Below are 24,482 nucleotides of genomic sequence, written 5' to 3' on the forward strand. Positions count from 1 at the left end.
CAACACGAATTTGCGCCGATCTCTTTTAGCTGATCAGAGCGGGACGGGTTTCATTCTGGCGGTGCGGTAGTCGCGGATACGGCGGAGGAGCCAAGCCGGGATGTTGCTTTTGGCTCGCTGGCGGAGCCATTTGGCGATCGTATTCCGGTCGAAATCCGTAAAGACCAGCTCCCGGTAGCATTCCAGGGCCAGGTCGGCCATCTGGCGCTTGTCCCAGTGCGAACCGGCCTTCTTCCGACAAAACGCGGTCGAGTGGCAAATCCTCGTGATGTCCACGAGGCCCGCAGAGGCGTACTTGTCGAGAAGCAGTTTGGTGATGACATGTTTCAGATCGATGTAGGTCGATCCGTCGGCCCGGCTCGAGAAGTGGGCTCGGCTGTCGTAATCGTCGATGACGATTGCAGCGTCGTTGCTGAGGCTATCCGCAAAGTTGATCAGGTCGCGATCGATGCGACCGTCCGCGTCGAGCACCAGAACGTCGATCCTCTCAAGGCTTTGTTGCGCTGCAAAGTCCGAGCTTGAACCTGCGAAGATCTGCACATGCCGGTCGACGCCCGCAGACCTGAAGTTGGTGCGGACGATTTCCAGGTTGTCGACGACACCACCATAGGCCGTACGAGATGAGTATCGCCCCTCGAACCGATCGACGGTGAAAACCTGCGGTTCCTTTCCGGCGGACAACGCCCCGAGACAAAGTGCGATCGTGCCCGCGCCATGGGCCGTTCCGATCTCGACGATCGTCCCGCCGGACCCTTGGGCCGCCAAGTGATAAAGCTCCTTGTAGACTTCGAAAGGCAGCATGCCATTGGCTTCGACCATCACGGATCGAAGCTGCTTGAGATCCGTCATAGGCCTGTCTCCGTAGCCCGCGTCGGGCGACTTCTCGAGCAAATTAACAGATCGTCCGGGACAGCCCGGATGGCAACTAAGGCGGGTCCTACCAATGTGTCATCGAAGGGCCTCGTTCGCTGCCGGTTCGGCGCCACTCAGAAATCCCAACGAGGCGACGCTGTAGCGGAAATGAGGTGTCTGGTGGTCACGATGAAAATATTCAACATTCTTGGCAGGAGATTAGAAGTTATTGCTATGACTAAGGAATATTCCCAAAATATAGTCTTTCTAGGTAAGTGATTATAGTCCGGAATAGAAGGCCTATTAGACTTCAATCGAGGTTATCCATTGATGTCATTGCAGGGGCTTCCGCTCAGTTGATGAAGTTCTCAAAGGGGCCAGACTCCTCTAGGCGCGTCACGTCGTGCTCCCCTGCAAAGGAACCGGATGATCCTCACTGTGGGAGCAGTGCGAATTGGATATGGAGAAGATCCTCTCAGGGGCAGATCTCACATTCGCCAAATCGGCGCAGACGGACGACGTTCAACGAAGCTTGGCCGAGTGTTCCGATCCGGCCGGCTTGAGAACGGTGACCGTTCGTGATTTCAGCGGGCTTGCTCCGCACGTCGAAGCCTGGGATCGCTTGGCCTGGGAGGCTCCTCAGAAGATTCCGGTCATGCTGCCCGATTGGATAGACGTCACCCTTCGACACCGGATCGGGCCGAACGAGCGCTGGTTCTGCAGCTTTGCCTATGCGGGAGACAAGCTCGTCGGAGTGCTGCCTGTCATCGTTGGCCGCGTTTGCGAACTCCCTACGATGAGCACACGCCCTCTGGCGATTTCGTGCTGGCGCCCGATCAGGCCAGCGCGGCGCTCAGGGCACTGCTGGCGGAAGTCGCCCGCGAGGCGCCGCGCCATCGGGGGTTGGAGCTCAAGGCGGTGCGGCATTGTTCTCCTGCGTGGAACGCCTTGCAAGCGGAGCCTGAGGGGTATCTTCTGCACCCCGAACCATTCTGGAAGAAGGCTTTCCTGGATGTACGAGGCGATGCCGACAGTTACTTCGCGAGCCTCGGCAAGATGCGACGCAACCTGAGGCTTGGCCGCCGGAGGCTGGAGAAATATGGGGCCGTCTCGGTCGAGATGCGAAGAGGAGCGGCGGCAGGCGACGACTTCCTGGCTGAGTTTCTAGAGCATCGGACGGTTTGTCGGACCCGCTCGGATTCCACCTCTGCCCGGGGGAGAGGGGTGGGACGTCGTGGATCCGCCTTTTCGTCCGATGCTCTAGCTCTTGAAGCCTCGGGCTGGAAGGGCCGCATGGGCACGGCCATCCTCAATGATCCTGACCTGGTCACCTTCTACACGAGGTTGGTTCGAAGCTTCGCCGCCAAGGGCCGCCTGGAATGGCACATGATCCGAGTCGAAGGCCGGCTTGTGGCAGCCCAGATGGGGATCCGCTGCGGGGCATCGCTCATGCTCCCCAAATATGCGTACGACGAGGAATTTGCCGAGTGCTGGCCTGGCCATATCCTGGTCGAGGAGGTCATCAAGGATGCGTTCGCCCGCCCCGAGATCGCAGAACTCAACCCCATGAGCGACGGGAATCAGCATCGCCTCTTCCATTTGCCGCGCGACGAATACGCCAATGTGCGCTTGGTCCGTCGGACTGTCATGTCAGTGTCCCGTCGCTTTGTCCGCGGCACGGTGCGGTCCGTGTATCGGGATTATCTGCGCCCACGCATCCGTCCGGTCATGGAGCAGCTCTCCGGCGCGTTCATCGCCCGTTGAAGCGACCCGGGAACCCCGAGCCGAGAGAAGACTGGGGACCGCCTTTATTGCCAAAGCGGGCTCCCACGTTGCAGGCATCGTCACCCGGAGGAGCGGGGTGGGCCGGTCAACTCGGATTGAGCTCGTGATCGAGGATCGTCGCGTAGGACGACGCGTCGATCGCCGCCGGCCCGATATAGGGATGACTGAGCGCCAGGATGAAGTAGAGCACCAGCCCTGTATAGGCTCCGTACATGGAGAGCATGGCAATGTGCAGGGCGGTGATGGGGAATATGAAGAACAGCCCCACCGTGATGGCAAATCCCGCCAGCGCTACCCACCAGAACAGAGTCGGCAGGCTTCTGTGGAAAAGTGAGAGCCGGTTTCTGCGGTGTTCCTGGAGCGTGTCCATGTCCATGAGCATGCGGGTCCGGAGCGACTGCTGACGAGGCGTGTCCGCCTGTAAATCCAGGAGGGCAAGGTCCATGGCATCATAGGCATGTTTAGCCTCTTGGCTGCCTCCCACGGGCGCCGCGGTCTGCCATTCGTTCTGCAGAATGGCCTGCACATACGCTGCGAGCTCACTGCGAAGCTTGTCCTTCTCCGGGCCGTTCCATTGCTCCAGGTGCAGCGCCACATGTTCAAGCGTCGTGACCTCCTTCGAAACCTCCTGCCGCAGTTCCGCATGAGTCGATTGTGCCTCTGCGAAGATGAGGGCGAGGATCAGGGCATGGAGCGCTCCGATGCGAACCGCGACGGTTTCGGCGACCTGGCTTGTCTTGTCCGTGACGCTGGTCGCCCAGAACCACCGCACGACCAAGAAGGGCACGAGCGCAAAGATGATCGCCGCGGCAATCGCGATCGTGCTGCCCAGCCAGTCGGGAAGTTGCAGAATGGCCGTCACATCTGCCTCCGGATCGCTTCAATCGCCGCAAGGCGCTGGACTTCGAAGGAGCGATCGGCGGCAAACGCCTTGCGTTCACGAAGACCGGTGCGTGTCTGTCGTCCCAGTACGGAGTGCGCCCAAGCTCAAGCGGCGCGTGGCAATTGTACGGGCGGCGTGAGAGCGGTCCAGTACCCCAAAAGATCTCAGCAAGGAGCTGGTCGGGCGATCAGCGGGCCTTTTGCTGACTTGGGGTGTTGCGGAGAGTTGCCGGCGCAGCCTCGTTGGCGGCTGTCACCTATGGCGCCGTCACTGGGCGCTCGGCCTGCGCGAGCTTGGACTTGGGCCGCTTGCAGGGGAGAGGGTCGAGGTTGCGTTTGCCGGTCTCGGACGAGACGCGCCAGACGCATCCGGTCTTTTGATCGACGTGAAGGACGAATCCGCCAGGGTTCGCCTGGCGGGCCGGAGCCACGACTTTGGAGACATGGCCCTTTCCGGCATTCGTCACGACCGGCGCCGCGAACACGACGCCCGCGCCCGTCAGGAGCATGATCAAAGCAAGGCGGAGGGGGCGTGTCATGGGTTTTGCCTTTGAGCAATCAACGCCATGAACTTAGGGCAGCGCTTGGGCCAGCGATGTATGAAAACGCACGTGGCTCGTCAGGTACTTCCAGGAATATGAACTCCGGCACATGAAGCCATCAGGGAATGGCGTTCACGGGCCCTTGGGCCACGACCATGAAGACCGCGGACAGCACACTGATCAGGACCATGGCGCCGATCAGAAGCGTGCTGACGGGAATGTGCCGGCTCATCCATGACAGGCGCATCGCTTCCTTGTGGTCTTGCCGCGCCTTTTCGTCATCGGGGGCAATTTGTTTCAACAGGCTGTCGATATCGTCGAGCAGATCGACCAGATGCTGCGACTGCGTTCTCTGCCGCCATCTCTGGCGTTGGTCTCCGGTCGTCTTGAGCCTGACCGTCCGAGCCTCCACATGCGCGGTCGCGTGGAGTTCCCTGCGGATCGCCATGATTCCGAGCGCCATCAGGATCGGCACCAGCGTGAGGAGCCCAAGGACGATCCAGTCTGCGGTGGAGAAGCTTGAGCGAAGAGTTTCCATGGTCCGCACTCCACAGAAAATCGTGAGTGGCGCTATCGCGCTTCGGATCGGAGCATGCGGCTGCGTCCAGCTTTGCAGCCGTCATGTCCGATGCCTGGATTCAGGCAGCAGACGCTCCAGCCATAAATTTTTTAATGCCTGCCGCCACTCTCCGGAGCCTGGAGGCTCTTCAGGGCTTTCTCGCAGCGCTCGATGGAGCTGGTCGCTCTGCGTTCGATCTCCTGGGCGTTATGGCAGGGATTCTCTACGTCCTGGTGACAGAATTGGCATTTCATCGCGGCCTCCGTCTCTCATGATCACAGGGGCCAACGTCGCGATGGATTCAGGGTTCCGGTCCCTGCAAACGACGAAGAAGGTTTGGTTCAACGCCCTCTCCGAACATGACGCGGTCTTAGCGACGAGGCCTGAAGCGCCGGCTGCTTAGAGACGCTCTGGCGCTGGTGCGTTGGCTGGCGAGAGAGCCGAAAGACTTGGACTGTTGACGTAGGACGGCGAGGAAAGGCCGTATTGAAGGGCCCATATGCATAAGCCGATGCCGATGATCACTGCCGCCCAATTAAGGATCTGGCTCGACAGCGTTCTAAGGGAAGCGGCCCCTGTAGGGTTCGGCGAATGCTGCGGCGGGAGATCTACTGGCATGACGATGACAAGAGCCTGACAAGCTGCGTTGCGGATGAAGGCAAACAAACGACTTCGTTCTTCCTCGCGCCGGTATCGTATTCATGGGCCGACCCGAGTTTCGCCCGCTTTTGCGCGTGCCAGCGGAAATAAATTTATAGCAGAAGTGGCGCTGTATCACTAACGAATAAATCAGAAATATTTGAAGCGCCGTGCGTGCGGAAAGAAAAAGGCGTGGCGCCCCGCGCGGCCGATTTTTTGCCGCATTAGGCATTTCGCCAGATAGGGCCCATACTCGCGTCCGGAGCGGCCGCTGAGCTCCTTTCAGGAGTTCTTCGATGCTAGCTTTGACGATTCCGGCCGTGCTCGGGCTTTTAGTGCTGTCGCAAGCTGCGGTGGCGCAGGAAGGTTCGGCCGCGAAAGGCCGCAATCCCGAAACCCCGGCGGCCCGAACCTATACGACGGAAGAATCCGCTGCTCTGTCGCGGGCGGCCCGTGAGAAAACCGAGGCTCAGGAGCGTGTCCGGGACCGCCGGATGAAAAGCATCGCGAAGGGCATCTGCACGGGTTGCTGACCGCGCCGGACTTGTCGGCGCGGGCGTATTGGCCCCTGATTGTTCAGACGTGAGTGAGCGCCTGTTCAAGATCCGCCAGCAGGTCATCCCGGTGCTCAAGGCCGACGGAGAACCGCACGAGTCCATCTGAGATCCCCATCTCGGCCCGGACTTCCGGCGAGAAGCGCTGGTGCGTGGTGGTCGTCGGATGAGTGACGAGACTTTTCGCATCACCCAGATTGTTCGAGATCCGGATGAGCTTGAGGGCGTTCATGAACCGGAACGCTTCTTCCCGGCCTCCCTGGACCACGAGAGCAATCATGGTTGAGCCGCCGCTCATCTGCCGCTTGATGAGGTCCGCCTGCGGATGGTCGGGACGACCCGGATAGGTGAGACGCTCGAGCTTCGGGTGATTGTGGAGCCGGTCGGCCAGAAACCCGGCGGTCTGCGTCTGGCGCTCCACCCGCAAGGGGAGGGTCTCGAGGCCCTTCAGGAGCACCCAGGCGTTGAAAGGGGACATGGACGGGCCAACCATGCGCAGGAACTGCTGTACCTTGGTCTCGATGAATTCGGCCGAAGCCAGAATCACGCCGCCGAGACATCGGCCCTGGCCGTCGATATGCTTGGTGGCCGAATAGACCACGCAATCGGCGCCCAGTTCGAGCGGTTTCTGCCAGAGCGGAGTCGCGAACACGTTGTCGACCGTGAGCGTTGCGCCGGCCGCATGGGCGATCTCGGCGACGCCCGCGATGTCGATGATCTCCAGGCTGGGGTTGGAGGGCGTTTCAAGCAGGAACGCTTTCGTCTCCGGTCTGACGGCTTGGCGCCACTCGTCGAGGTTCGGGCCGTCCACCAGGGTGCAGCCCACGCCGAAGCGAGGCAGGAGGTCTTCGACGATCCAGCGGCACGATCCGAAGAGGGCCCGGGCCGCGACCACATGATCGCCGGCTTGCACCTGTCCCATCATGGCGGCCGTGACGGCCGCCATGCCGGTGGCCGTCGCCGCGGCGGCTTCCGCCCCTTCAAGCGACGCCATCCGCTGCTCAAAATTGGTGATCGTCGGATTCGCGTAGCGGGTATAGCTGTAGCCGGCCTCCTCGTTCAGGAAGCGCTTTTCAGCGACCTCGGCGCGTTCGTAGATGAACCCTTGGGTGAGAAACAACGCTTCGGACGTCTCGCCAAAAGGCGTGCGCTCGTGGCCCTCATGAACCAGGCGGGTTTCAAGGTGATATGCGGCACAAGAAGAATTCGTCATAGCCCAAGTTTAAGGTTGTTCTATATAAAGAACAAATGTTTTTTGCGGCGGAATGCCCGCTTTGGCGAGCGGTCCGGGTCTTCGCCGCAAAGGCGGCGAAGACCGTGTCCTTTTAACTGCCGATGGCCACGCCCTCACGACGGCTGTCCGCGCCGCCTACGAAACCCGCAGGGGTCGCGACGATGGCCTGAATGCCGGAATTCTTGTCGATCAGCCTGACCTCATGGCCCTTCGCTTCGAGGGCAGGCTTCCAAGTCTCCGCTTCGGTTCCGGCTTCCAGTTCGGTCGGACCGTTGCGGCTGCCGAAATTGGGTAGATCGACCGCCACCTGAGGGTCGAGTTTCCAGTCCAGAATCCCCACGAGGGTTTTGACCACATAGTTGATGATCAGGCTGCCGCCGGGCGATCCTACAAGAGCGTAAAGCTTGTTGTTGCTGTCGAGCACGATCGTGGGCGCCATGGAGCTGCGGGGCCGTTTGCCGCCTTCGACCCGGTTCGCGACCGGCTTGCCGTCATCCGTCGCCGCGAAGGAGAAGTCCGTCAGCTCGTTGTTGAGCAGGAAGCCGCCCTTGGTCATGAGCCTCGCGCCGAACCCGTCCTCGATGGTGGTCGTCATGGAAACGGCGTTGCCGTTCCGGTCGGCGATGGAGATGTGGCTCGTGCCGTTCTCGACGCCCTCCGATGCACCCCAGAGAAACGTCTTCTGGAACGGCGGATCGCCGGGCTGCGCCTTGCCCATGGATTTGTTAGGATCCACAAGCGCCGCGCGACTTTTCAGATAGCCGGGATCGGTCAGGCCCCGCACGGGCACGCTCACGAAAGCCGGGTCGGCCACATAGAGGCCCCGGTCCGCATAGGCCAAGCGTCCCGCCTCCGCGACCCAGTGAGCCGCCTCCGGCCCCGGCTTGAGGGCCGCCATATCCTGCGTCTCAAGCGTGCTCATGATCTGCTGCACGGCAAGCTGTCCGGAACTCGGCGGACCCATGCCGCAGATACGGTAGGTTCGATAGGAAGCCGCAGACCGGGTCCCGCTCCACGACCTTGTAGACCTTGAGATCGTCCAGGGTCATGTCGCCCGGGTTGGTGGGATGTCCGGTCACGGTCGTGACGATGTCCTGGGCGATCTCGCCCGTATAGAAAGCATCAGCCCCTTTATCCGCGATGGTGCGCAGGGTCTGGGCGAAGGCCGGGTTCTTGAGAACCGTCCCAACCGCCTTCGGCTTGCCGTCCGCCTCATAGAAATAGGCTCGGGCCACAGGATCGTTCTGGAGGAATTTTTCCTGGGTCAGATGGCCGTTGAGGCGCGGCGAGATGGCAAAGCCGTTCTCCGCAAGGCGAATGGCCGGTTCCATTACGTCCTTCCAGGCCAGCTTGCCCCAGTTCTTATGAGCTGCTTCGAGAAGACGAACCGTTCCCGAAACGCCGACGGACCGTCCGCCGACCACCGCATCGTAGAACTTCATCGGCTTGCCGTCCGGCCCAAGAAAGCGTTCAGGCTTGGCGGCAGCCGGGGCTTTCTCTCGTCCATCGAGAGTGGTCATGGTCTGTCCATCCCAGAACACCATGAAGGCCCCGCCGCCGATCCCGGAGCTTTGCGGTTCGACCAGATTGAGAACCAGCTGCACGGCGACTGCTGCGTCGACCGCGCTCCCGCCTGCCGCGAGAATCTGCCTTCCGGCCTCGGCGGCCAGGGGGTTCGCGGCCGCGACCATGTCCTTCGTGGCTGTTCCGGCCGATTTCGCCGTGCGGCCGGTCGGGGCCTCGGGAGCTGGCGCGAGGGCCTGCGCGAGGGCTGAACCCGAGAGGATGGTGGAGGCCAAAAAGCCAAGCCCGGCAAGGCTTCGCAGGGATGTTCCTGGGTCGATCACTGACGTTCCTCCTCTGATCTTCGCCCGGCGTGAGACGGGCCGTAATGGAGATTAACAAAGCAAGCTTCGTCCGCGCCACCCTCAAATCCTGCACCCGGACGATACAAGAACACACTGCTGCCTTGGTGTTTCGTTACCACTCGATTCGCGGCGGAGAACGATGAGGAGAGAGACATGTACGCTTACAATGTGTTTCGAAGTACGGGACCGGATGGACTCTCCTGCGCCGTACCCGAGGAGCGTTCGGTTCCCTCATTCGTCACGAGTCCACTCTGGCAGTTCGAAGGACGCGTTGAAGGCGCGGAAGCGCCGCTTGGATTCGACGGCAGAGCCGCCATGGCGGGCGTTCGCTTTAATGGCTTTTATCTCTTCGCCAGTTTCGAGAGCGGATCCTCCAACGAGTAAGCCTCCGATGAACGATTTCATGGCATGCCGAGGGGCGGACACCCCTCGGCATGCCTGACGGACGCATCCCGATCTCCTGAACGGGCTTGATCTCCTGCGACGCCTGGTCTCTATCTTACTGAACCATCCGACGGCGCTTCGCCTCTTCCCGTTCCAAGACGTGCACCCCTCATTAGCCCTTATCTGGACGATCACGGCCGCCACCACCTTGCTGCAGGGGGCAAACGGCCTGCTTCAAGCCCTGATGCCCCTCCGCATGCAGGCGGATGGCCTGTCAGTCTCGTCGATCGGCGTCGTGGCCGCAGCCTATGGGTTGGGCTTCTCCGTGGGCTGCTTCCTTGCGCCAGCCTTCATCCGGCATGTGGGCCATATCCGCGCCTTCGCGAGCCTGGCGGCGGTCGCAACAGTCGTCGTCCTGGCAATGACCCAGGCCCATTCCACTCTCGCCTGGGTGCTCTTGCGTGGCCTCACGGGAGTGGCGTTCGCCTGTGTCTTCACCGTCACCGACGGTTGGATCAGCGCTCGGGCCACTTCGAGCCACCGCGGGCGCATCCTGTCCATCTACATGATCTGCACCAAGATCGCCCTGATGATCTCGCCTCTGGGCATCGGCCTCGGCAGCATCCGGGCCGATGGTCTGTTCATGCTGATATGCGCCTTCTTGTGCCTGTCGCTGCTTCCCATCGCGGCGACCACCACGGAGGAGCCTCCCGCGCCACGCAGCGTGCGGATCAGGGTTCGAAGCCTGCTCGCAGCCGCGCCCTCGGCCGTAGTGGGCTCGTTCGCCGTTGGGTTGGTCAATGGTCCGGTCATCGCCATCACGCCTGTCTTCGGCGTCAGCATCGGCTTGAGTCAGGAACGGGCTGCGGCGCTCCTGTTCGCCCTGCAAGCCGGAAGCCTCGTGATGCAATGGCCGCTCGGCTGGCTGTCCGATCGGATGGATCGACGCTATGTGATCGCGGGCCTCGCGGTCGGCACCTGCCTGATCTCCCTGCTGATCATTCTGGCAAGCGCGAATGGCGCCGGTTTATTGGTGCTGTTGGCTTTTGCCGCATGGGGCGGGCTCGCGCTATGCATCTATTCGGTTTGCGTGGCTCACGCCTGCGATATCGTGGATCCAGGGCAGATCGTATCGACGGTGGGCTCGCTGCTCTTCTCCTGGGCGGCAGGCGTCACGATCGGCCCGCTGTTCGGGGCTGTCGCAATGGACCTGATGGGACCCCAGGGGCTGTTCATCTACTCGGCCGTGGTGTCCTTCGCGTTCGCCATCTTCATCATTTCACGGATCTGGCGGCTGCAGCGCCCGCCCGCCAAGGGTGGGTTCGTCGACATCGCGCCGACCAGTTCCGCCACGGGGGCATTGAGCTCCCGGAAAGAAGAGAGCGCAACCAACTGACTGGCTGCGCTCTAATAACCTCTCACGGAACAACGACTCTTTCAAAGCCGCTGACGGGTCTGATCAGAGGCCGGCGTGAGCCATCGCCAGGGCCGACACGTCCTCGTAGCGGCTGAGGCGCTTGTCGATCATCTCGTCGATCTTGCCGTAGACTTCCGCGACCGAAAGCTGGCGCGACTTGCGGCCGGCCTTTTCGAAGAACAGGGCCTTGTTGGCCTTGGCGGCTGCAGGAAACACGCTGGATGCGCTCTGCTTGGGCTTTGCGTCCAGGAGCTCCATGAACTTACGGGCGCTGTCGACGCCAAAGAAGTGCGACAGATAGAACTCCGATCGGCCAATCTCGCGGCCGAGCTTGTGCTCGATCTTCGTCCGGTCGCGCTTCTTCATTTCCGCCGCCATGACGCTGGAAAGGTAGGGATTGCCGCGCAGGCCGAGGATATGCTCCCGCATGGCCTCGTCCGGCACGGTCAGCTGACCGTCGATAACCCGGATCGACTGCGCTTCCGCTCCGAAGCCATACTTGGGCCCGAAGGAGCGAACGACCTCAAACCATGTGCTCGTGATGAACTGGTATAGCCCCTGCGCCGACGAGGTCGAAGCCTTGTTGGCCGGAATGAAGCTCGATTCCTTATCGGCCAGAGCCATCATGTAGACGGGATCCACCCCTGTCTCGGTGGACGCGCGAAGGATCGCATCCACGATCCAGCGAGGAACGCGCATCTCGTCGAAGGTGAGAATGTCGACCCCGGTGGTTTCGGTTTCCTCGTGCCCTTCGCTCCCCTCCGAAAGCGGGGGCGACGTCATGGGCATGGACGTGATGATACGGGCCCGCAGGTCCCCGGCATCGGCCGGCTCATTCGGGACGAAAGCCTTCAAGGGGTCGGCTGCGGTCTCGGCGACCGAATGAGGGGCGGCGATCTTGTTGCCTTCGTTGGCCCCGGCCGGACCGATGGCCGCCGTGAGGGCGATCGTCAGACAGGCTCCCAGGCCGATCGTGGTGGTCAGGCGGATCAGGGTCTTGCGAACCCGTGATACTGCCGTAGCGCCTCTCGCGCTACGCGGCTGGAGCCAAAGAATATTTTCGCTGTCTTGGCAAAAAGCTGATGGCTGGCAAGCGTCAAGCGACGCCGTCAGGTCGACAGTCATTCAGTATCCCCCAAAAGATGCCGCATCAACAAAAGGCAGTTGTGCGGGTGTTCTTCATTGAAGTGCGAGGGGGTACCTGACGTCCTGATATGTTCAGAATGGGTCAGCTTGACCTTGTACAGGGCTAATTCACCTTCCAGTGCGGCGTCCTGCCGCTATATTTGCAACGATATCACGCGGAACTTTACTGAATACTCTCTATTCAGCTAGGCCCTATTACCTGCTTAAGTCGTAGCCATGCTTCGTCGCTCGGGATGCCGAAGCGAAGGAGTTTTGGATCGTAATCAAATGCCCGGACCCAAACGCCGCGCCGCGCCAGCCGCTCGAACCAAGCTTGAGCGTCTTCGTGCGTTGCGAGGCGGAAGAGGGTGGTCCCTCCCACAATCTGGAAGCCTGCCTCCGTCAGAAGTTCATCGAGAGTATGGGCGCAGCGCGCCAAGCGGCCCTTCTGCTCCAACAGCCAGGTCTGATCGCCGAGCGCCTTGGCGCCCACCGCCAGGGCAGGGCCTGAAACGGCCCACGGCCCAAGTTCGAGCCGCAGACGGGCGGCGAAATCCGGGGTGGCGATCGCAAAGCCCAGTCTGATCCCGGCAAGGCCATAGGCTTTGCCGAATGATCGCAGAACGATGGTTCCGGGGATGTCGCGGGGCGCGACCGATACTCCGTCCGCGAAGTCCGCAAAAGCCTCGTCGACCACGAGCCAACCATTGCGCCGATGTAAGGCCGATGCGGCCTCGGCGAGCTGGGCCGGGTCGATGACGCGTCCATCCGGGTTGTTAGGATTGACCGCGACGATCACATCGGGCGCGCCAGCCAAAGCCTCCTCAAGGTTGCTGACCGGGATGACCACGTGACCTTCCCGTTGCCAACTCCGCTCATGCTCGCTGTAGGTCGGACCCACGATTGCAACCCTGGCCGTTCCACGCAGGCGTGGGAGCAGATGGATCAGGGCCTGCGTTCCGGGCGCCGCCGCGACACGGGACGGATCCGGGACCCCATAGGCTTGGGCCGCGACCCCTTCCAAATGGCGGACGCTCTGCGGCGACGGTAGCCGGGTGAAGGTATCGAGGCTCAGGGGTGGCAAGGGATAGGGATGGGGATTGATCCCCGTCGAGAGGTCCAACCATGGCTCCGGCGCTTCCGGAAAAAGCGCTTTTGCGTCATGAAGATTGCCACCGTGCTGCATGCTTGCCCCGTTCGAATGTGATGTCCTTCATACCTGCCGCCCTGGCGGTCGTCCTGACCGCTCTCGCCGTGGATGCCGTTGCCGGCTACCCGGCCTGGCTTTTCGCCAGAATTGGTCATCCGGTCACGTGGATCGGCCGATTGATCGAAGGACTCGAAAAGCAACTGAACCGACCTGATCTTTCCACCCGCGCTCGTTGCTGGCGGGGGATCGGCGCCCTCGCGGTCACCATCGGCGCAACCGCATGCGTGGCAATTTCATGTGAAGCCGTCCTCCGGCTGGCGCTCGGCGACTTTGCCATCATCGCGTTAGGTGCCATGGCCAGCAGCCTCATTGCGCAGCGCAGCCTTCATGAACATGTGGCGCGGGTCGCTGATGGTCTCGAGAACAGCCTTGCGGAGGGACGCAGGGCTGTCTCGCAGATCGTCGGCCGTGATCCGCAATCCCTCAATGAGGCCGCTGTCGCCCGCGCGGCCATCGAGAGCCTTGCGGAGAACTTCTCGGATGGGATCGTTGCTCCGACCCTCTATACGGCCCTTGCCGGGTTGGCAGGCGGGGCCGTCTACAAAGCCATCAACACGGCCGACAGCATGATCGGCCATCGCACCCCGCGCTATGGGGCCTATGGATGGGCGGCCGCACGACTCGACGATTGGGTGAACCTTCCCGCGTCCCGCCTGTCCGCAGGCTTCATCGCCATGGCGGCGCTGATCGCGCCTGGTTGCAACGCTTTCGCGGCCGTCAGGGCCGTGTGGCGCGACGCCCGGCATCATCGCTCGCCCAATGCAGGATGGCCCGAAGCCGCCATGGCGGGTGCGCTGGGTCTGAGACTTGCAGGGCCGCGGGTTTATGCGGGCGTGGCTGTCGATGATCATTGGATGGGCGAGGGAAGGGCGCAGCTCGATGCGAAGGACATCCGCCGCGCCCTGATGCTTTACCGGATCGCCTGCGGCATGCAGGCGGGCGTGATCGCCCTCCTGTTCCTCACGATCCAGCAGTCCTTTTGATCACCACATGGCGCGCAGGCCCGCATAGAAGGAGCGACCGGCGGTGCCGTAGTTGTAGACGTCCTGATAGCGCGCATCGGTCAGGTTCTCGGCCCGCGCATAGACGCTGAACGTGTCGTTGATCCTGTAATCCGCATAGACGTCGAAGCGAGCATAAGGCTGGAGCTTGTCCTTCTCGTTCGAGGTTGAGAAGCGCGTGCCGACGAACACCACGGACGGCTCGATGGAAAGGCCCGCGACAGGCGTCACGATGAGGCCGAGGCGTCCTTCGTCCTGCGGACGACGGGCAAGGCGCGTATCCGTATCCCGATCGAACGCTTCGAGATGGGTATAGACCGCCTTGACGCGCAACCACGCAGGAACGATGTCGGCTTCCGCCGACAGTTCGACGCCCGACGTGGTGGCCCGGCCCACGTTCACATAGCAACCGAAGGCCTGATCAGGCCGGCAGGCGTCGGAGCTGACGAAGTCGATCAGGTTGCGGAAGCGGTTGGCAAAGAACGTGGCCGACAAAAGCAGGCGGTCGTCGAGCAGCCGCTGGTCGACGCCCACATCGAAACCGATGGAGCGCTCGGCTTCCAGTTCCGGCGAGCCGTAGGTGGGATCAAACTGTTGAAACAGCGTCGGAGCCTTTGCGCCCGTGCCGATGCTTCCGCGAAGCTTGGTGCCGGTGTCCGGAAACTCGTAAGCCGCAGTTGCGCGCCAGGTGCCGAACTGATCGCCATCCTCGATATCGTCGAGCCGTCCGCCGAAGGACAGATGCAGGTTCTCGAACACCGTGAACTGGTGCAGCGCGTAGAGCGAGCGCGTCGTCTGCGACGCGTCGTTGGTCTCGCGCTCCAGAGTCGGGAACGGCAGCACGTCGCGGGAGGTGGAAAGGAAACGCTCCCGCTCGGCTTTCGCCCCGAAGGTGAGAAGACCGAAGGCGCCGAGCTTCAGGTCACCCTGGTATTCCGCCGACACCCGATCGCCCGTGAAGCCGGAATTCGACCAATTGAGCGTCGGCCCGAAGGCGCTGACGTCACGATAGTGCCGGTTCGTGCGATTGGCCGCCACCAGGACAGTGTTCTTTAGCAGGCCTCCGAACGCGTAGGCGGTCAGGCGCGTGTGGCCCTCGAACAGGCGCTGCTGGGACTGGGAGGGCGAGTCGGGCAGATCCCCGAAGGAGGCGTCGTATTGAGCTCCAGTGAAGCTCGTATAGCCGCCGAATTCCAGCTCTGCATCCGGCGACAGTGCAACCGCCACGCGGCCCGCGGCGCCCACGCGTTGCGCGCCGTCCGCTTCGAGGGGGAGAACGCGCGGGCCTTCAATCCGGCCGATCCTATAGCCGTATCGCGAGAAGCCCGCCGTATCGAAGCCTGTGGTCGAGAATGCGTATGAGACCGGGCCGGAGCTGCCTGAGACGGCCGCCCGCGCGGCCTTGGTGCCGTAACTTCCGCCTTCGACACTGACGCTGACGCGCGGCGCGCCTTTGCCCTTGCGGGTGATGATGTTGACCACGCCGCCCATGGCGTCGGAGCCATAAAGGGCCGATTGCGGGCCGCGCAGGACTTCGATGCGTTCGATGTCGACCGCCGCCAGATTGGCGAAGTCGAACTCACCCGAGCCCGATGTCGGATCGTTCACCCGGATGCCATCGATGAGGACGAGGGTCTGGCCGGCCTCCGCGCCGCGAATGCGCACGGTCGTAGTGCCCCCGGGGCCGCCGGTCTCGACGACGGTGACGCCCGGAACACGGCGCAGCACCTCGGCCGGGCTTTTGGGCGATTCCTTGGCGATTTCCTCGGCTGTGATCACCGAGATGGCGCTGCCGGCCTGCTGGATCGCGAGCGGCGAGCGGGTGGCCGTGACCACGATATCCGGCAGGATCGTCGGATCTGTTACGGTTTGAGCCTGCGCCATGCCGATCGAGACGGCGCACAACGAGACGGAAGCCGCCAAAAGGCGGCCTGTAGAGATAGCCATGAAGACCTCCTGCTCGCCCCACGCGAGCAAAGATGGGTTGCGTTGCAACGTTGGCCGGTCTCCTGGCTCGCGGGTTGTCGCGTACGATCCGCCTTCCCAAATCCTCTCGAGCTTGTCGCGCCCGATGATTCAGTGGCATGAAGGACCGCCGCTCGCCGCTTACAGTTGCGGGGGCAGCCACGGGTTAGGAATGATCCGCACCGTGTTCCCGTTTCACCTCGATCGCTCGAGGCACCAACGTCGGCCCAACCTTTAGGGGTTCGCCTCGCATGCCGCAACTCCGCCATAGGCGTTTTCCCGGCCAGATGATTCTCGCCGGCCTCGTGTTGCTTTTCGGCACCGGCGCGGCGCTGGCGCAGCCGAAGCCTCAGCGGGTCGTCTCCCTCAATCTCTGCGCGGACCAATTGCTGCTGGCCTTGGCGGACCGGGATCAGATCACGTCCTTGAGTCCTTTGGTAACCGACCGGTCGATTTCCTATTCGGCCGATCAATCCGCCGGATTGCCGGTCAATGCCGGAAAAGGCGAGGCGATCCTGTTCAGCGGCGCGGATCTCGTTCTGGCGGGAGCTTATGGCCAGCAGGCCCGGTCGGCGCTGCTGCGCAGCCAGGGCGTGGAGGTGCTGGCCTTGGAGCCTTGGCGCAATCTGCAACACGGACGCGAACAGATCCGGACCGTATCCCGCCGCCTAGGCCATCCTGAACGCGGCGAAGCTCTCATTGCACAGATCGACAGGGCGCTGGATCGGGCAAAGGACCTGGTGCCTTCCAGGCGGAGTATTCTCGTCTATTACCGGCGGGGCTGGGTTCCGGCGACGGAGTCACTGATCAGCGAACTCCTGGGGCACATGGGGTTTGTCCTGCATCAGGATGCTCTGGGCCTGGAGCAGGGTGGCGTTGCGCGGCTTGAGACCATTGTGGCCTCGCCGCCGGATTACATGCTGACGGACGATGATGCCGGACAGGTGGTCGACAACGGCTCGGCCTTGTTCGTCCACCCGGCCCTTGCCGGTGCGGTCTCGCAGGACAGGCGGTTGGCCATTCCGGGCAAGCTCGCCATCTGCGGCGGTCCGTCGACACCTGCCGCCATCGATGCTCTCGCGGCGCAGGTGCGCGCGAAGGCGCGTTGACTACCGCCTGCTCGTTGCGATTGCCAGAATGCGGTCCGCGTCGAGATGGGTTTCCAGGTGGGCCGCAAGTCCATCGAGCGTTGAATCGACCTCGGTTTCGTAGCGCAGGTCCCCGGTCAGGTAGTCTCGGCTGAACCGTTGCAAAAATGCTTTCCTGAAAGAATCCGACGAAAAGACACCATGAAGATAAGTACCTATGATGCGTCCATTGGACGAGGCGGCACCTTCGGGCGTTCCGGCAATCAAAAAGGGCGCTAGGCTTGTATCCGGTCCAACGGTGCGTCCCAGATGAATTTCGTAAGCCGAGAGTTCCGTTCCGCTTGCCTCGTGCCGTGCCCTCACAGCACGCACCGTCTTTTCCGATGCAAGAATCGTGTTCACATCCAGAAGCCCAAGACCCTCCGCCATGCCGGGTCCTCCTTCGATTCCCTCAGGGTCGGCAATCGAGCGCCCCAGCATCTGGTACCCGCCACACAGGCCGAGCACATGTCCGCCCCGGCGGATGTGAGCCGCGAGATCCACGTGCCATCCTTGCTCGCGCAGGAAGAGCAGGTCTGCGATTGTCGCCTTGGAGCCGGGGAGGATGATGAGATCCGCGTCCAACGGCAAAGGCGCGCCTGGGGGCACCATGGTCAAAGCGACCGACGGTTCAAGCTTCAATGGGTCGAGGTCGTCGAAATTCGCGATCCTTGGCAAAATCGGCACAGCGATTCGGATCGCCGCGCCGGTTTTCGCCTCGGATGCGATGTCGAGCGCGTCTTCGGCCGGAAGTTTATGGGCGTCCCGAAACCATGGCACGATGCCCAGCGACGGCCATTCGGTCATCCGCTCGATGGTTGCGACTCCATCGTCGAACAGGCGAACATCGCCACGAAACTTGTTGATCAGAAAAGCCCGCACAAGGCTGCGGTCATGGCTGTCCAACACCGCATGCGTCCCGACAAGGCTCGCGATGACCCCGCCGCGGTCGATGTCGCCTGTGAGAATGACAGGCACCTCTGCGGCGCTTGCGAAACCCATATTGGCGATGTCCCCATCGCGCAGATTGGTCTCGGCGGGGCTGCCCGCTCCTTCGACGAGGATCAAATCGGCGTCTTGGCCAAGAATCCCGAAGCTGTCGAGCACGTAAGGGAGCAGCGTGCTGCGGCGCTGATAGGATGAGGCTTCGAGCTGGCCGAAGCGCTGGCCTTGGACGATGATCTGCGAGCGTCGGTCCGTCTCCGGCTTCAACAGCACCGGGTTCATGTGAACGCTTGCAGTTATGTTTGCCGCGCGGGCCTGAAGCGCTTGCGCCCGCCCGATCTCGCCGCCATCCACGGCAGCCGCGTTGTTGGACATGTTTTGCGGCTTGAACGGCCTCACCCGCAATCCGCGCCGTGCAAAGAGCCGGCACAGGCCTGCGACCAGCAGGGATTTCCCCACATTCGATCCGGTGCCTTGGATCATGACTGCCGGCGGGCGCACCGTCATGCGAGAGTGAGCCACAACGGGGGCGCGGGTTTGAGGAGGACGGGGCACCCGGCCGCAACGAACACGACGGCATCGCAGACCGTCGCGAGCTGCTGGTTCAACCGTCCTTGCGCGTCCCGGAACACCCGTCCCAGGGGAGTTGCCGGCACGATGCCTTGGCCGACCTCGTTGGACACGAGGATAAGCGGTCCGGCCGCATCGCCAATGGCCTGCGCCAGTTGCTCGGTTTCCTGCTCGACATCCCGCTCGGCGAGCAGAACGTTGGACAGCCAAAGCGTCAGGCAATCGACGAGGACGACCCGGCCGGGTCCTGCCTGCATGCGGATGGTGTCCGCCAGGTCCAGGGGCGCTTCGCGGGTTTGCCACAAGTCATCGCGTTCGGTTCGATGACGGGCGATGCGGGCGCGCATTTCATCGTCATGGGCCTGCGCGGTGGCGATGTAGATGCGTTGTTCCGAGGTGGTCTCGGCGAGTTCCTGCGCTGTGCGGCTTTTGCCCGATCGGGCGCCACCCAATACAAGAACGCGGCGATGATGAATCATGCTTGATCTCGGGCAGAAGCGGACGATCAGCCGGCAAGCCGGTCGAGCGGCATGGTCATGTGAACCCGAAGACCTTCGGCAAGCCATTCCCGCGTGAGGCTTCCGCCCAGTTGGCCTGCAACGCTTCTCTGTGCAAGCTGGCTGCCGAAGCCTTCGAAGGTCGGGTGCGCCTCTATGGCAGGGCCTCCGGTTTCGATCCAGAGGACGTTCACGCTGTCCTGGCTGACGGTCCACTCGATGGCAAGCCGCCCGTCCGAATTCGACAGGCAGCCATACTTCGCGGCATTGGTTGCAAGCTCATGAAGAACCAGCGCAAGGCTCGTTGTCGTGTTCGAGCCGACGCGCACATCGGGGCCACTGATCGTGACCCTGTCATCCGCCTGCTTGTAGGGTGCGATCACCGCGTCGATAAGTTGACCCAAGCCGACTTCCGGGCCTGCTCCATGGTTAAACATGGACAGAGGCTGCGCCAGCTCATGAGCCCTCGAGAGCGCGCTCAGACGGCCCCGAAGCGCATTTGCCATCTCTTTCGGGTCCTTCGCGGTCCGGGCCGTCATGGACACCATGCCGTTTGCGATGGCGAAAAGGTTCTTGACCCGGTGGGTCAATTCCCGCGTCAGGAGCTGCTGGGCCTCCTCGGACGCATGATGCTGGGTGATATCGCCGATAACCCCGGACAGGCTGACGGCCCGGGATACTCCGGCCTCATAGATGAAGCGAACCTTCCCATTGGAGCGAACCCACCGGGTGCCGCCGTCGGACAGGATGATCCGATACTCGATCTCGTAACGACCGTTCGAGGCGGGACCGGTCGAGGCCGTCATATGCTCCTTGAACCGTGATTGATCCTCGGGGTGGACCCGCGCCACCGCGTCTTCGAGCGGGATGCTGCGCAGTCCTTCGCTCTGGATGCTGAAAAGCGCGCAGGCTCCTTGGTCCAGGCTGATCACGCCCTCGTCGAGGTTGATCTGCCATGTGCCCAGATTGGCCGCCTCGAGGGCCAGCCGATGCTGCTCCTCAAGGAACCGGAAGGCTTCCTCGGCCTTCTTCTGGGAATCGATGTTCGTGCAAGTGCCGAACCAGCGGATGGTTTTACCCGATAGATCCCGTATGGGAATGGCCCTGCTGAGCATCCAACAGAAGGCTCCGTCGGCTCGCCGGATCCGGTACTCCCCCTCAAAGGGCTGACCGGCTTCGAGAGCCGTCCGCCACAGGTTGAGGACGAAGGGCAGGTCATCGGGGTGGACAGCGCTGCTCCACCCCTCGCCGAAGGATTGTTCAGGCGTCAGCCCGGTGAATTCATGCCAGCGGCGGTTGAAGTAGTCGTAATAGCCGTCAGGACGCGTCGACCAGACGAGTTGTGGCAGGCTCTCTGCCAGAACTGCAAACTGGCTCTCGGTCTCATTAAAATCCACTCGCATCCCCCTGGCATATGGCGCCTTCTGGTGAAGCTCTCTTGTGAGAGCCATCATTTTAGGCCTTTTAACAGCTTGGCAAGCCGCTTTGGCGCAATCTGTGACTTCTTTGGGCTTGAGAGTAGCCCGATCGGCGGAAAGCCATTATGGATCAGGCCCGCGTCTGGCGGTTTGCCCCGAGAGAGCATAGATCAAGGCCGCTCTTGCATCTTAGGCGATATTTCCCAAGCTGAGGCTGATTTCCATTTTCATGAATGATATGAGTCCCCATCGGGTTCCTCCACCGGACATGTCCTCGGCCGAAGCCCTTCATCCCAAGGAGCGGCGCTCCCGCCGTTTCGCCTGGGTTGGAATGGCGGCAAGCATCCTTCTGTTCGGTGCATCCGTGGTGGTTCTCTGGCACCTCGTGTCCGAGATCGACGTCAACGAGCTGAAATCGGCCTTTACGGCCGCCAGCCTGCGCCAGATCGGCCTCGCGGTCCTGTTCACCGCCGTCAGCTATGGGCTTCTCACCTGTTACGACGCCATCGCGCTTCGACAGTTGAAGCTTCACATTCCGTACCGCACGACGGCGCTCGCATCCTTCACCAGCTATGCCGTGAGCTTCACTCTGGGATTTCCACTGCTGACGGCTGGAACCGTCCGGTACTGGATCTACTCCACGAAGGGCATCAGCGGCGCGCGCGTGGCGAGCCTGACGGTGATCGCAGGCGTCACCTTCTGGCTCGGGATGACCCTGGTCCTGGCGTGGAGCATGATGAGCCGGGCCGATGCGGTGGCGAGCCTCGTCTACACGAACATCTGGGTCAACCAGCTCATAGGCTTGGCGGCCGCCGTGTTCGTCGTCGGCTACATGATCTGGGTTTCGATCAAACGGCGGATCGTCAAGATCCAGGGCTGGAAGCTGGAGCTGCCGGGCTTTCGGCTGTCGGTCGCGCAGATCCTGATCGGCGCGGTGGATGTGTGCGCAGGGGCCGGCGTCCTCTTCGTGCTCCTGCCTGGCGGCCACAATATCAGCTTCGATACCTTCCTGGCAGTGTACATCTTCGCCGTCATGCTTGGGGTCGCAAGCCATGCTCCGGGTGGACTTGGGGTTTTCGAGGCCACGATCCTCCTGGCTCTCTCGAGCTATCCCCGCGAGCCAATCCTCGGCGCGCTGCTGCTCTACCGCCTCTGCTATTATCTCGTTCCATTCGTGATCGCGCTTGCGCTTCTCGGGGCCTACGAGGTCCGAAACCGGATCAAGTCGTCCCGGGATGCCTTCAAGCCGGATGAAGACGAAGGCGAAGAGGCTCTGCCGAGCTGAGACGGTCGTCGGTCAAGGCCATCCGGGCTGCGGGTGACTCTCGGCAGCGCTTGCCCTAAAGAGGCTTTGCAACATTCGCCGGACCTTCATCACCTCATGAGCGACCCCAGCGAGGATACATCCCAGGAAGCGCAGCCGGGACGAGCCGGCGCCGTCCGCGGGGCAGCGATTGCCTGCTTGCTGCTTCTCTCCGTCGCGCTCCTGCGCGGGGCTTGGGACGTTTGGCTTCTCGCGGCAGCCGCCATCGCGCTCCTCGTCAGCGTCCTCATCAGCAAACCGCGGCGTAGTCTCAGGGCCACGCTTTTGGGAGCGCGGAGCCTCGCGCCGAAAGACCCCAAGCCCGCCGGCATGGCGGATGCCCTTCTGGCTCATATTCCGGATCCGGTCATTCTGGTGGACCCTCGAGCCGTGGTCCTGGAGGCCAATGCCGCCGCCCATGTGCTTCTTCCGGGCCTGAGGGCAGGGCACCCCCTGTCCTTCGCGCTTCGAAGCCCGGACGTTCTCAGCGGCATCGACGAGGTTCAGGCCTCCGGTACTCCCCTGCGGATCGAGTATTCCGAGCGTGTGCCCACCGAGCGGACCTTCGAGGTGCATATCGGCCCCTTGCGGCCCGATGCGTCGGGCGCGGAAGTGCGGCCCGGCGTCGTTTTGTTCTTCCGCGACCTCACGTCTGCCCGGCGCCTGGAGGCCATGCGCGCCGATTTCGTCGCGAATGCCAGCCATGAGCTGCGCACGCCGCTCGCGTCCGTCCTTGGCTTCATCGAAACCCTGCAGGGGCCTGCCCGCAATGATGCCGCTGCCCGGGAGCGGTTTCTAGACATCATGCGCGGCCAGGCGCACCGCATGAAGCGGCTCGTCGACGACCTTCTGTCTCTGTCGCGCATCGAAATGCGCGCCCATGTCCCCCCAACGAGGCCGGAAGACCTCACGGCCGTCGTGAAGCACATGATCGAGACGCTCACGCCTTTGAGCCGTGAGCGGGGCGTTGCGATCCAGGCAAGCCTTCCCGACGGCCCGCTGTTTGTGCTCGGTGACCGCGACGAGCTTCTCAGAGTCGCCGAGAACCTGATCGAGAACGCAGTCAAGTACGGGGAGACCGGCCAGCGGGTTGATGTGAATCTTGGCCGCGTGGCGGCCGAAGGGACGCAGCCGCCACAGGTGGCGTTCTCGGTGCGCGATTACGGCCCGGGGATTGCTCCGGAGCATCTGCCGCGTTTGACAGAGCGGTTCTACCGCGTGGATGTCGCCCAAAGCCGAGAGAAGGGCGGGACGGGGCTTGGTCTCGCCATCGTCAAGCATATCGTCCAGCGCCATCGCGGACACCTCGATATCGCCAGCGAACCGGGGCAGGGGGCCTGCTTCACGGTTACGCTTCCCGAAGCCTCTCGGGGATAGGGCTTCGCAGGTGCGACCAGCCTTCTGGGAAGGGAGCAGGTGACCTATTGTCATTGAACTGTCATCCAACCGTCGTAGACCAGACACCGAAAGAACTTAGTCCCCTCCCTGCGCGGTTTGCCCCGAGTTCCTCCGGCCCACCGCACTTGTTTGATCAGGAGACGCTTCGTGAAAATTGTGTCCTATGCGGCCGCCCTCGGCCTTGCTGTCGCCTCGTGCTCGCTCGCCGTTTCGGCCGCCGAGATCACCGGCGCGGGAGCCACCTTCCCGTTCCCGATTTATGCCCGCTGGGCAGAGGCCTACAACAAGGAAACGAGCAATCGTCTGAACTACCAGTCGATCGGCTCCAGTGGCGGCATTCGCCAGATCCGGGCGAAAACGGTTGATTTCGGCGCGACCGATGCTCCCCTGAAAGCAGCGGAGCTGGAAAAGGACGGTCTCGTCCAATTTCCGGTCGTGATGGGCGGCGTCGTGGCCGTCTACAACGTTCAGGGCGTTCCCGCAGGTCAGATGAAGCTGACGGGCGAGGTCCTGGCCGACATTTTCAACGGCAAGATTTCCAAGTGGAACGACGCCAAGATCGCCCAACTCAACCAGGGCGCGGCGCTTCCCGATGCGGCCATCACCCCCGTCTACCGCTCGGACGGATCCGGCACGACCAGCGTGTTCACTACCTACTTGGCTCAGGTTTCCGAGGGATGGAAGAGCGGCCCGGGCGTGGGCGCGTCGGTCCAGTGGCCGGTCGGTCAGGGCGGCAAGGGCAATGAGGGCGTAGCGGCGCTTGTCCAGCAGGTGCCGAACTCGATCGGCTACGTGGAATACGCCTATGCCAAGCAGAACAGCATTCCGTTCACGCAGTTGCAGAACAAGAATGGCAAATTCGTCTCGCCCGAGGCAAAAACTTTCCAGGCGGCGGCTGCCAGCGCTGATTGGAAATCGGCTCCTGGTTTCGGGATTTCGCTGACCAATCAGCCGGGCGACGAAGCGTGGCCCATCACGGCTCCGACCTTCATCCTGGTTCATAAGGCGCCCGAGAAGCCGGAGCAGGTGGCCGAGGCGCTCAAGTTCTTCGATTGGACCTTCGAGAAGGGCGACCAGATGGCCGCCGAGCTTGATTATGTGGCGCTGCCGGCCCAGGTAAAAGACCTCGTTCGCGCGTCTTGGAAGGCTGACATCAAGGACAAGTCGGGCCAGCCGCTTTTCAAGAAGTGATCCTGACTTAAAACTT

At 62.4% G+C, this 24,482-nt stretch carries 22 protein-coding genes and 1 riboswitch; of the genes, 9 read left to right on the forward strand and 13 right to left on the reverse strand.

From position 1 onward, the window contains the following. Window positions 1-33 precede the first annotated feature (33 nt). The gene (locus DRB19_RS12455) at window positions 34-849 is read right to left on the reverse strand and encodes a class I SAM-dependent methyltransferase (protein WP_114186355.1); all 816 of its coding nucleotides are present in this window, start codon (window positions 847-849) and stop codon (window positions 34-36) included. 783 nt (window positions 850-1,632) lie between these two features. Here DRB19_RS12455 and DRB19_RS12460 point away from each other — a divergent pair. Continuing rightward, complete coding sequence (locus tag DRB19_RS12460) at window positions 1,633-2,616, forward strand: GNAT family N-acetyltransferase (RefSeq protein WP_147021720.1); 984 nt, start codon at window positions 1,633-1,635, stop codon at window positions 2,614-2,616. Window positions 2,617-2,722: 106 nt separating this feature from the next. Here DRB19_RS12460 and DRB19_RS12465 read toward each other — a convergent pair whose 3' ends face one another. From DRB19_RS12465 to DRB19_RS12475, 3 genes are all read right to left on the reverse strand, one after another. Further along, window positions 2,723-3,499 (reverse strand): bestrophin-like domain, encoded by a 777-nt coding sequence (locus DRB19_RS12465; protein WP_114186357.1) that lies wholly within the window; start codon window positions 3,497-3,499, stop codon window positions 2,723-2,725. Window positions 3,500-3,776: 277 nt separating this feature from the next. Next, window positions 3,777-4,058 carry a hypothetical protein gene (locus tag DRB19_RS12470; RefSeq protein WP_114186358.1) on the reverse strand — a complete coding sequence of 94 codons (282 nt, stop codon included), beginning with the start codon at window positions 4,056-4,058 and terminating at the stop codon, window positions 3,777-3,779. Between the two features lie 121 nt (window positions 4,059-4,179). Further along, the gene (locus DRB19_RS12475) at window positions 4,180-4,599 is read right to left on the reverse strand and encodes a hypothetical protein (RefSeq protein ID WP_114186359.1); all 420 of its coding nucleotides are present in this window, start codon (window positions 4,597-4,599) and stop codon (window positions 4,180-4,182) included. A gap of 956 nt (window positions 4,600-5,555) precedes the next feature. Here DRB19_RS12475 and DRB19_RS12485 point away from each other — a divergent pair. Beyond that, complete coding sequence (locus tag DRB19_RS12485; RefSeq protein WP_114186361.1) at window positions 5,556-5,792, forward strand: hypothetical protein; 237 nt, start codon at window positions 5,556-5,558, stop codon at window positions 5,790-5,792. A gap of 43 nt (window positions 5,793-5,835) precedes the next feature. Here DRB19_RS12485 and DRB19_RS12490 read toward each other — a convergent pair whose 3' ends face one another. The 3 genes from DRB19_RS12490 to DRB19_RS31695 form a co-directional block, all read right to left on the reverse strand. Then, entirely contained in the window at window positions 5,836-7,026 is a 1,191-nt protein-coding gene (locus tag DRB19_RS12490) for an O-succinylhomoserine sulfhydrylase (RefSeq protein ID WP_114186362.1), read from the reverse strand. A 112-nt stretch (window positions 7,027-7,138) separates the two neighbouring features. Further along, window positions 7,139-8,011, reverse strand: coding sequence for a gamma-glutamyltransferase (locus DRB19_RS31690; RefSeq protein ID WP_308494282.1), 873 nt, complete (start codon window positions 8,009-8,011; stop codon window positions 7,139-7,141). After that, window positions 7,956-8,894 (reverse strand): gamma-glutamyltransferase, encoded by a 939-nt coding sequence (locus tag DRB19_RS31695; protein ID WP_308494281.1) that lies wholly within the window; start codon window positions 8,892-8,894, stop codon window positions 7,956-7,958. Before DRB19_RS31695 ends, DRB19_RS31690 begins: the two co-directional genes overlap by 56 nt. 174 nt (window positions 8,895-9,068) lie before the next feature. On the opposite strand from DRB19_RS31695, the gene DRB19_RS12500 reads away from it, so the two are divergent. Then, on the forward strand, window positions 9,069-9,299 hold the full coding sequence (locus DRB19_RS12500; RefSeq protein ID WP_114186363.1) for a hypothetical protein: 231 nt from the start codon (window positions 9,069-9,071) through the stop codon (window positions 9,297-9,299). 160 nt (window positions 9,300-9,459) lie between these two features. Next, window positions 9,460-10,695, forward strand: coding sequence for an MFS transporter (locus DRB19_RS12505; protein WP_147021719.1), 1,236 nt, complete (start codon window positions 9,460-9,462; stop codon window positions 10,693-10,695). 63 nt (window positions 10,696-10,758) lie between these two features. On the opposite strand, the gene DRB19_RS12510 is transcribed toward DRB19_RS12505, so the two are convergent. Together DRB19_RS12510 and cobD are read right to left on the reverse strand one after the other, a co-directional pair. After that, window positions 10,759-11,841, reverse strand: a complete 1,083-nt coding sequence (locus DRB19_RS12510; protein WP_114186365.1) for a transglycosylase SLT domain-containing protein — start codon at window positions 11,839-11,841, stop codon at window positions 10,759-10,761. Window positions 11,842-12,043: 202 nt separating this feature from the next. Further along, on the reverse strand, window positions 12,044-13,027 hold the full coding sequence (gene cobD, locus DRB19_RS12515; protein ID WP_114186366.1) for a threonine-phosphate decarboxylase CobD: 984 nt from the start codon (window positions 13,025-13,027) through the stop codon (window positions 12,044-12,046). 20 nt (window positions 13,028-13,047) lie between these two features. Here cobD and cbiB point away from each other — a divergent pair, with 20 nt between their 5' ends. Beyond that, window positions 13,048-14,034: an adenosylcobinamide-phosphate synthase CbiB gene (cbiB, locus tag DRB19_RS12520; protein ID WP_114186410.1), complete on the forward strand. Its 987-nt coding sequence runs from the start codon at window positions 13,048-13,050 to the stop codon at window positions 14,032-14,034. Here cbiB and DRB19_RS12525 read toward each other — a convergent pair whose 3' ends face one another. Further along, window positions 14,035-15,999 (reverse strand): TonB-dependent receptor plug domain-containing protein, encoded by a 1,965-nt coding sequence (locus tag DRB19_RS12525; protein ID WP_147021718.1) that lies wholly within the window; start codon window positions 15,997-15,999, stop codon window positions 14,035-14,037. 35 nt (window positions 16,000-16,034) lie between these two features. After that, a riboswitch (cobalamin riboswitch) is annotated at window positions 16,035-16,253 on the reverse strand. A gap of 15 nt (window positions 16,254-16,268) precedes the next feature. On the opposite strand from DRB19_RS12525, the gene DRB19_RS12530 reads away from it, so the two are divergent. Then, window positions 16,269-17,126: an ABC transporter substrate-binding protein gene (locus DRB19_RS12530; RefSeq protein ID WP_245439464.1), complete on the forward strand. Its 858-nt coding sequence runs from the start codon at window positions 16,269-16,271 to the stop codon at window positions 17,124-17,126. On the opposite strand, the gene DRB19_RS12535 is transcribed toward DRB19_RS12530, so the two are convergent. From DRB19_RS12535 to DRB19_RS12545, 3 genes are read right to left on the reverse strand one after another with little or no spacing between them, the layout of a single operon-like run. Continuing rightward, window positions 17,127-18,596, reverse strand: a complete 1,470-nt coding sequence (locus DRB19_RS12535) for a cobyric acid synthase (protein ID WP_114186368.1) — start codon at window positions 18,594-18,596, stop codon at window positions 17,127-17,129. Further along, window positions 18,593-19,138 carry a bifunctional adenosylcobinamide kinase/adenosylcobinamide-phosphate guanylyltransferase gene (gene cobU, locus DRB19_RS12540; protein ID WP_114186369.1) on the reverse strand — a complete coding sequence of 182 codons (546 nt, stop codon included), beginning with the start codon at window positions 19,136-19,138 and terminating at the stop codon, window positions 18,593-18,595. The genes DRB19_RS12535 and cobU overlap by 4 nt, the downstream gene beginning before the upstream one ends. Before the next feature lie 26 nt (window positions 19,139-19,164). Further along, window positions 19,165-20,553: a sensor histidine kinase gene (locus DRB19_RS12545; protein ID WP_162815677.1), complete on the reverse strand. Its 1,389-nt coding sequence runs from the start codon at window positions 20,551-20,553 to the stop codon at window positions 19,165-19,167. Window positions 20,554-20,803: 250 nt separating this feature from the next. On the opposite strand from DRB19_RS12545, the gene DRB19_RS12550 reads away from it, so the two are divergent. The 3 genes from DRB19_RS12550 (at window position 20,804) to pstS (ending at window position 24,466) form a co-directional block, all read left to right on the forward strand. Next, window positions 20,804-21,859 (forward strand): lysylphosphatidylglycerol synthase domain-containing protein, encoded by a 1,056-nt coding sequence (locus tag DRB19_RS12550; protein WP_114186371.1) that lies wholly within the window; start codon window positions 20,804-20,806, stop codon window positions 21,857-21,859. Between the two features lie 96 nt (window positions 21,860-21,955). After that, a complete protein-coding gene (locus DRB19_RS12555) occupies window positions 21,956-23,254 on the forward strand; it encodes an ATP-binding protein (protein ID WP_114186372.1) in 1,299 nt (432 codons plus the stop codon). Between the two features lie 168 nt (window positions 23,255-23,422). Further along, a complete protein-coding gene (gene pstS / locus DRB19_RS12560) occupies window positions 23,423-24,466 on the forward strand; it encodes a phosphate ABC transporter substrate-binding protein PstS (RefSeq protein WP_114186373.1) in 1,044 nt (347 codons plus the stop codon). Window positions 24,467-24,482: the final 16 nt, after the last annotated feature.

Source organism: Microvirga aerophila, from assembly GCF_003332305.1.
Classification (GTDB): Bacteria; Pseudomonadota; Alphaproteobacteria; order Rhizobiales; family Beijerinckiaceae; genus Microvirga; species Microvirga aerophila.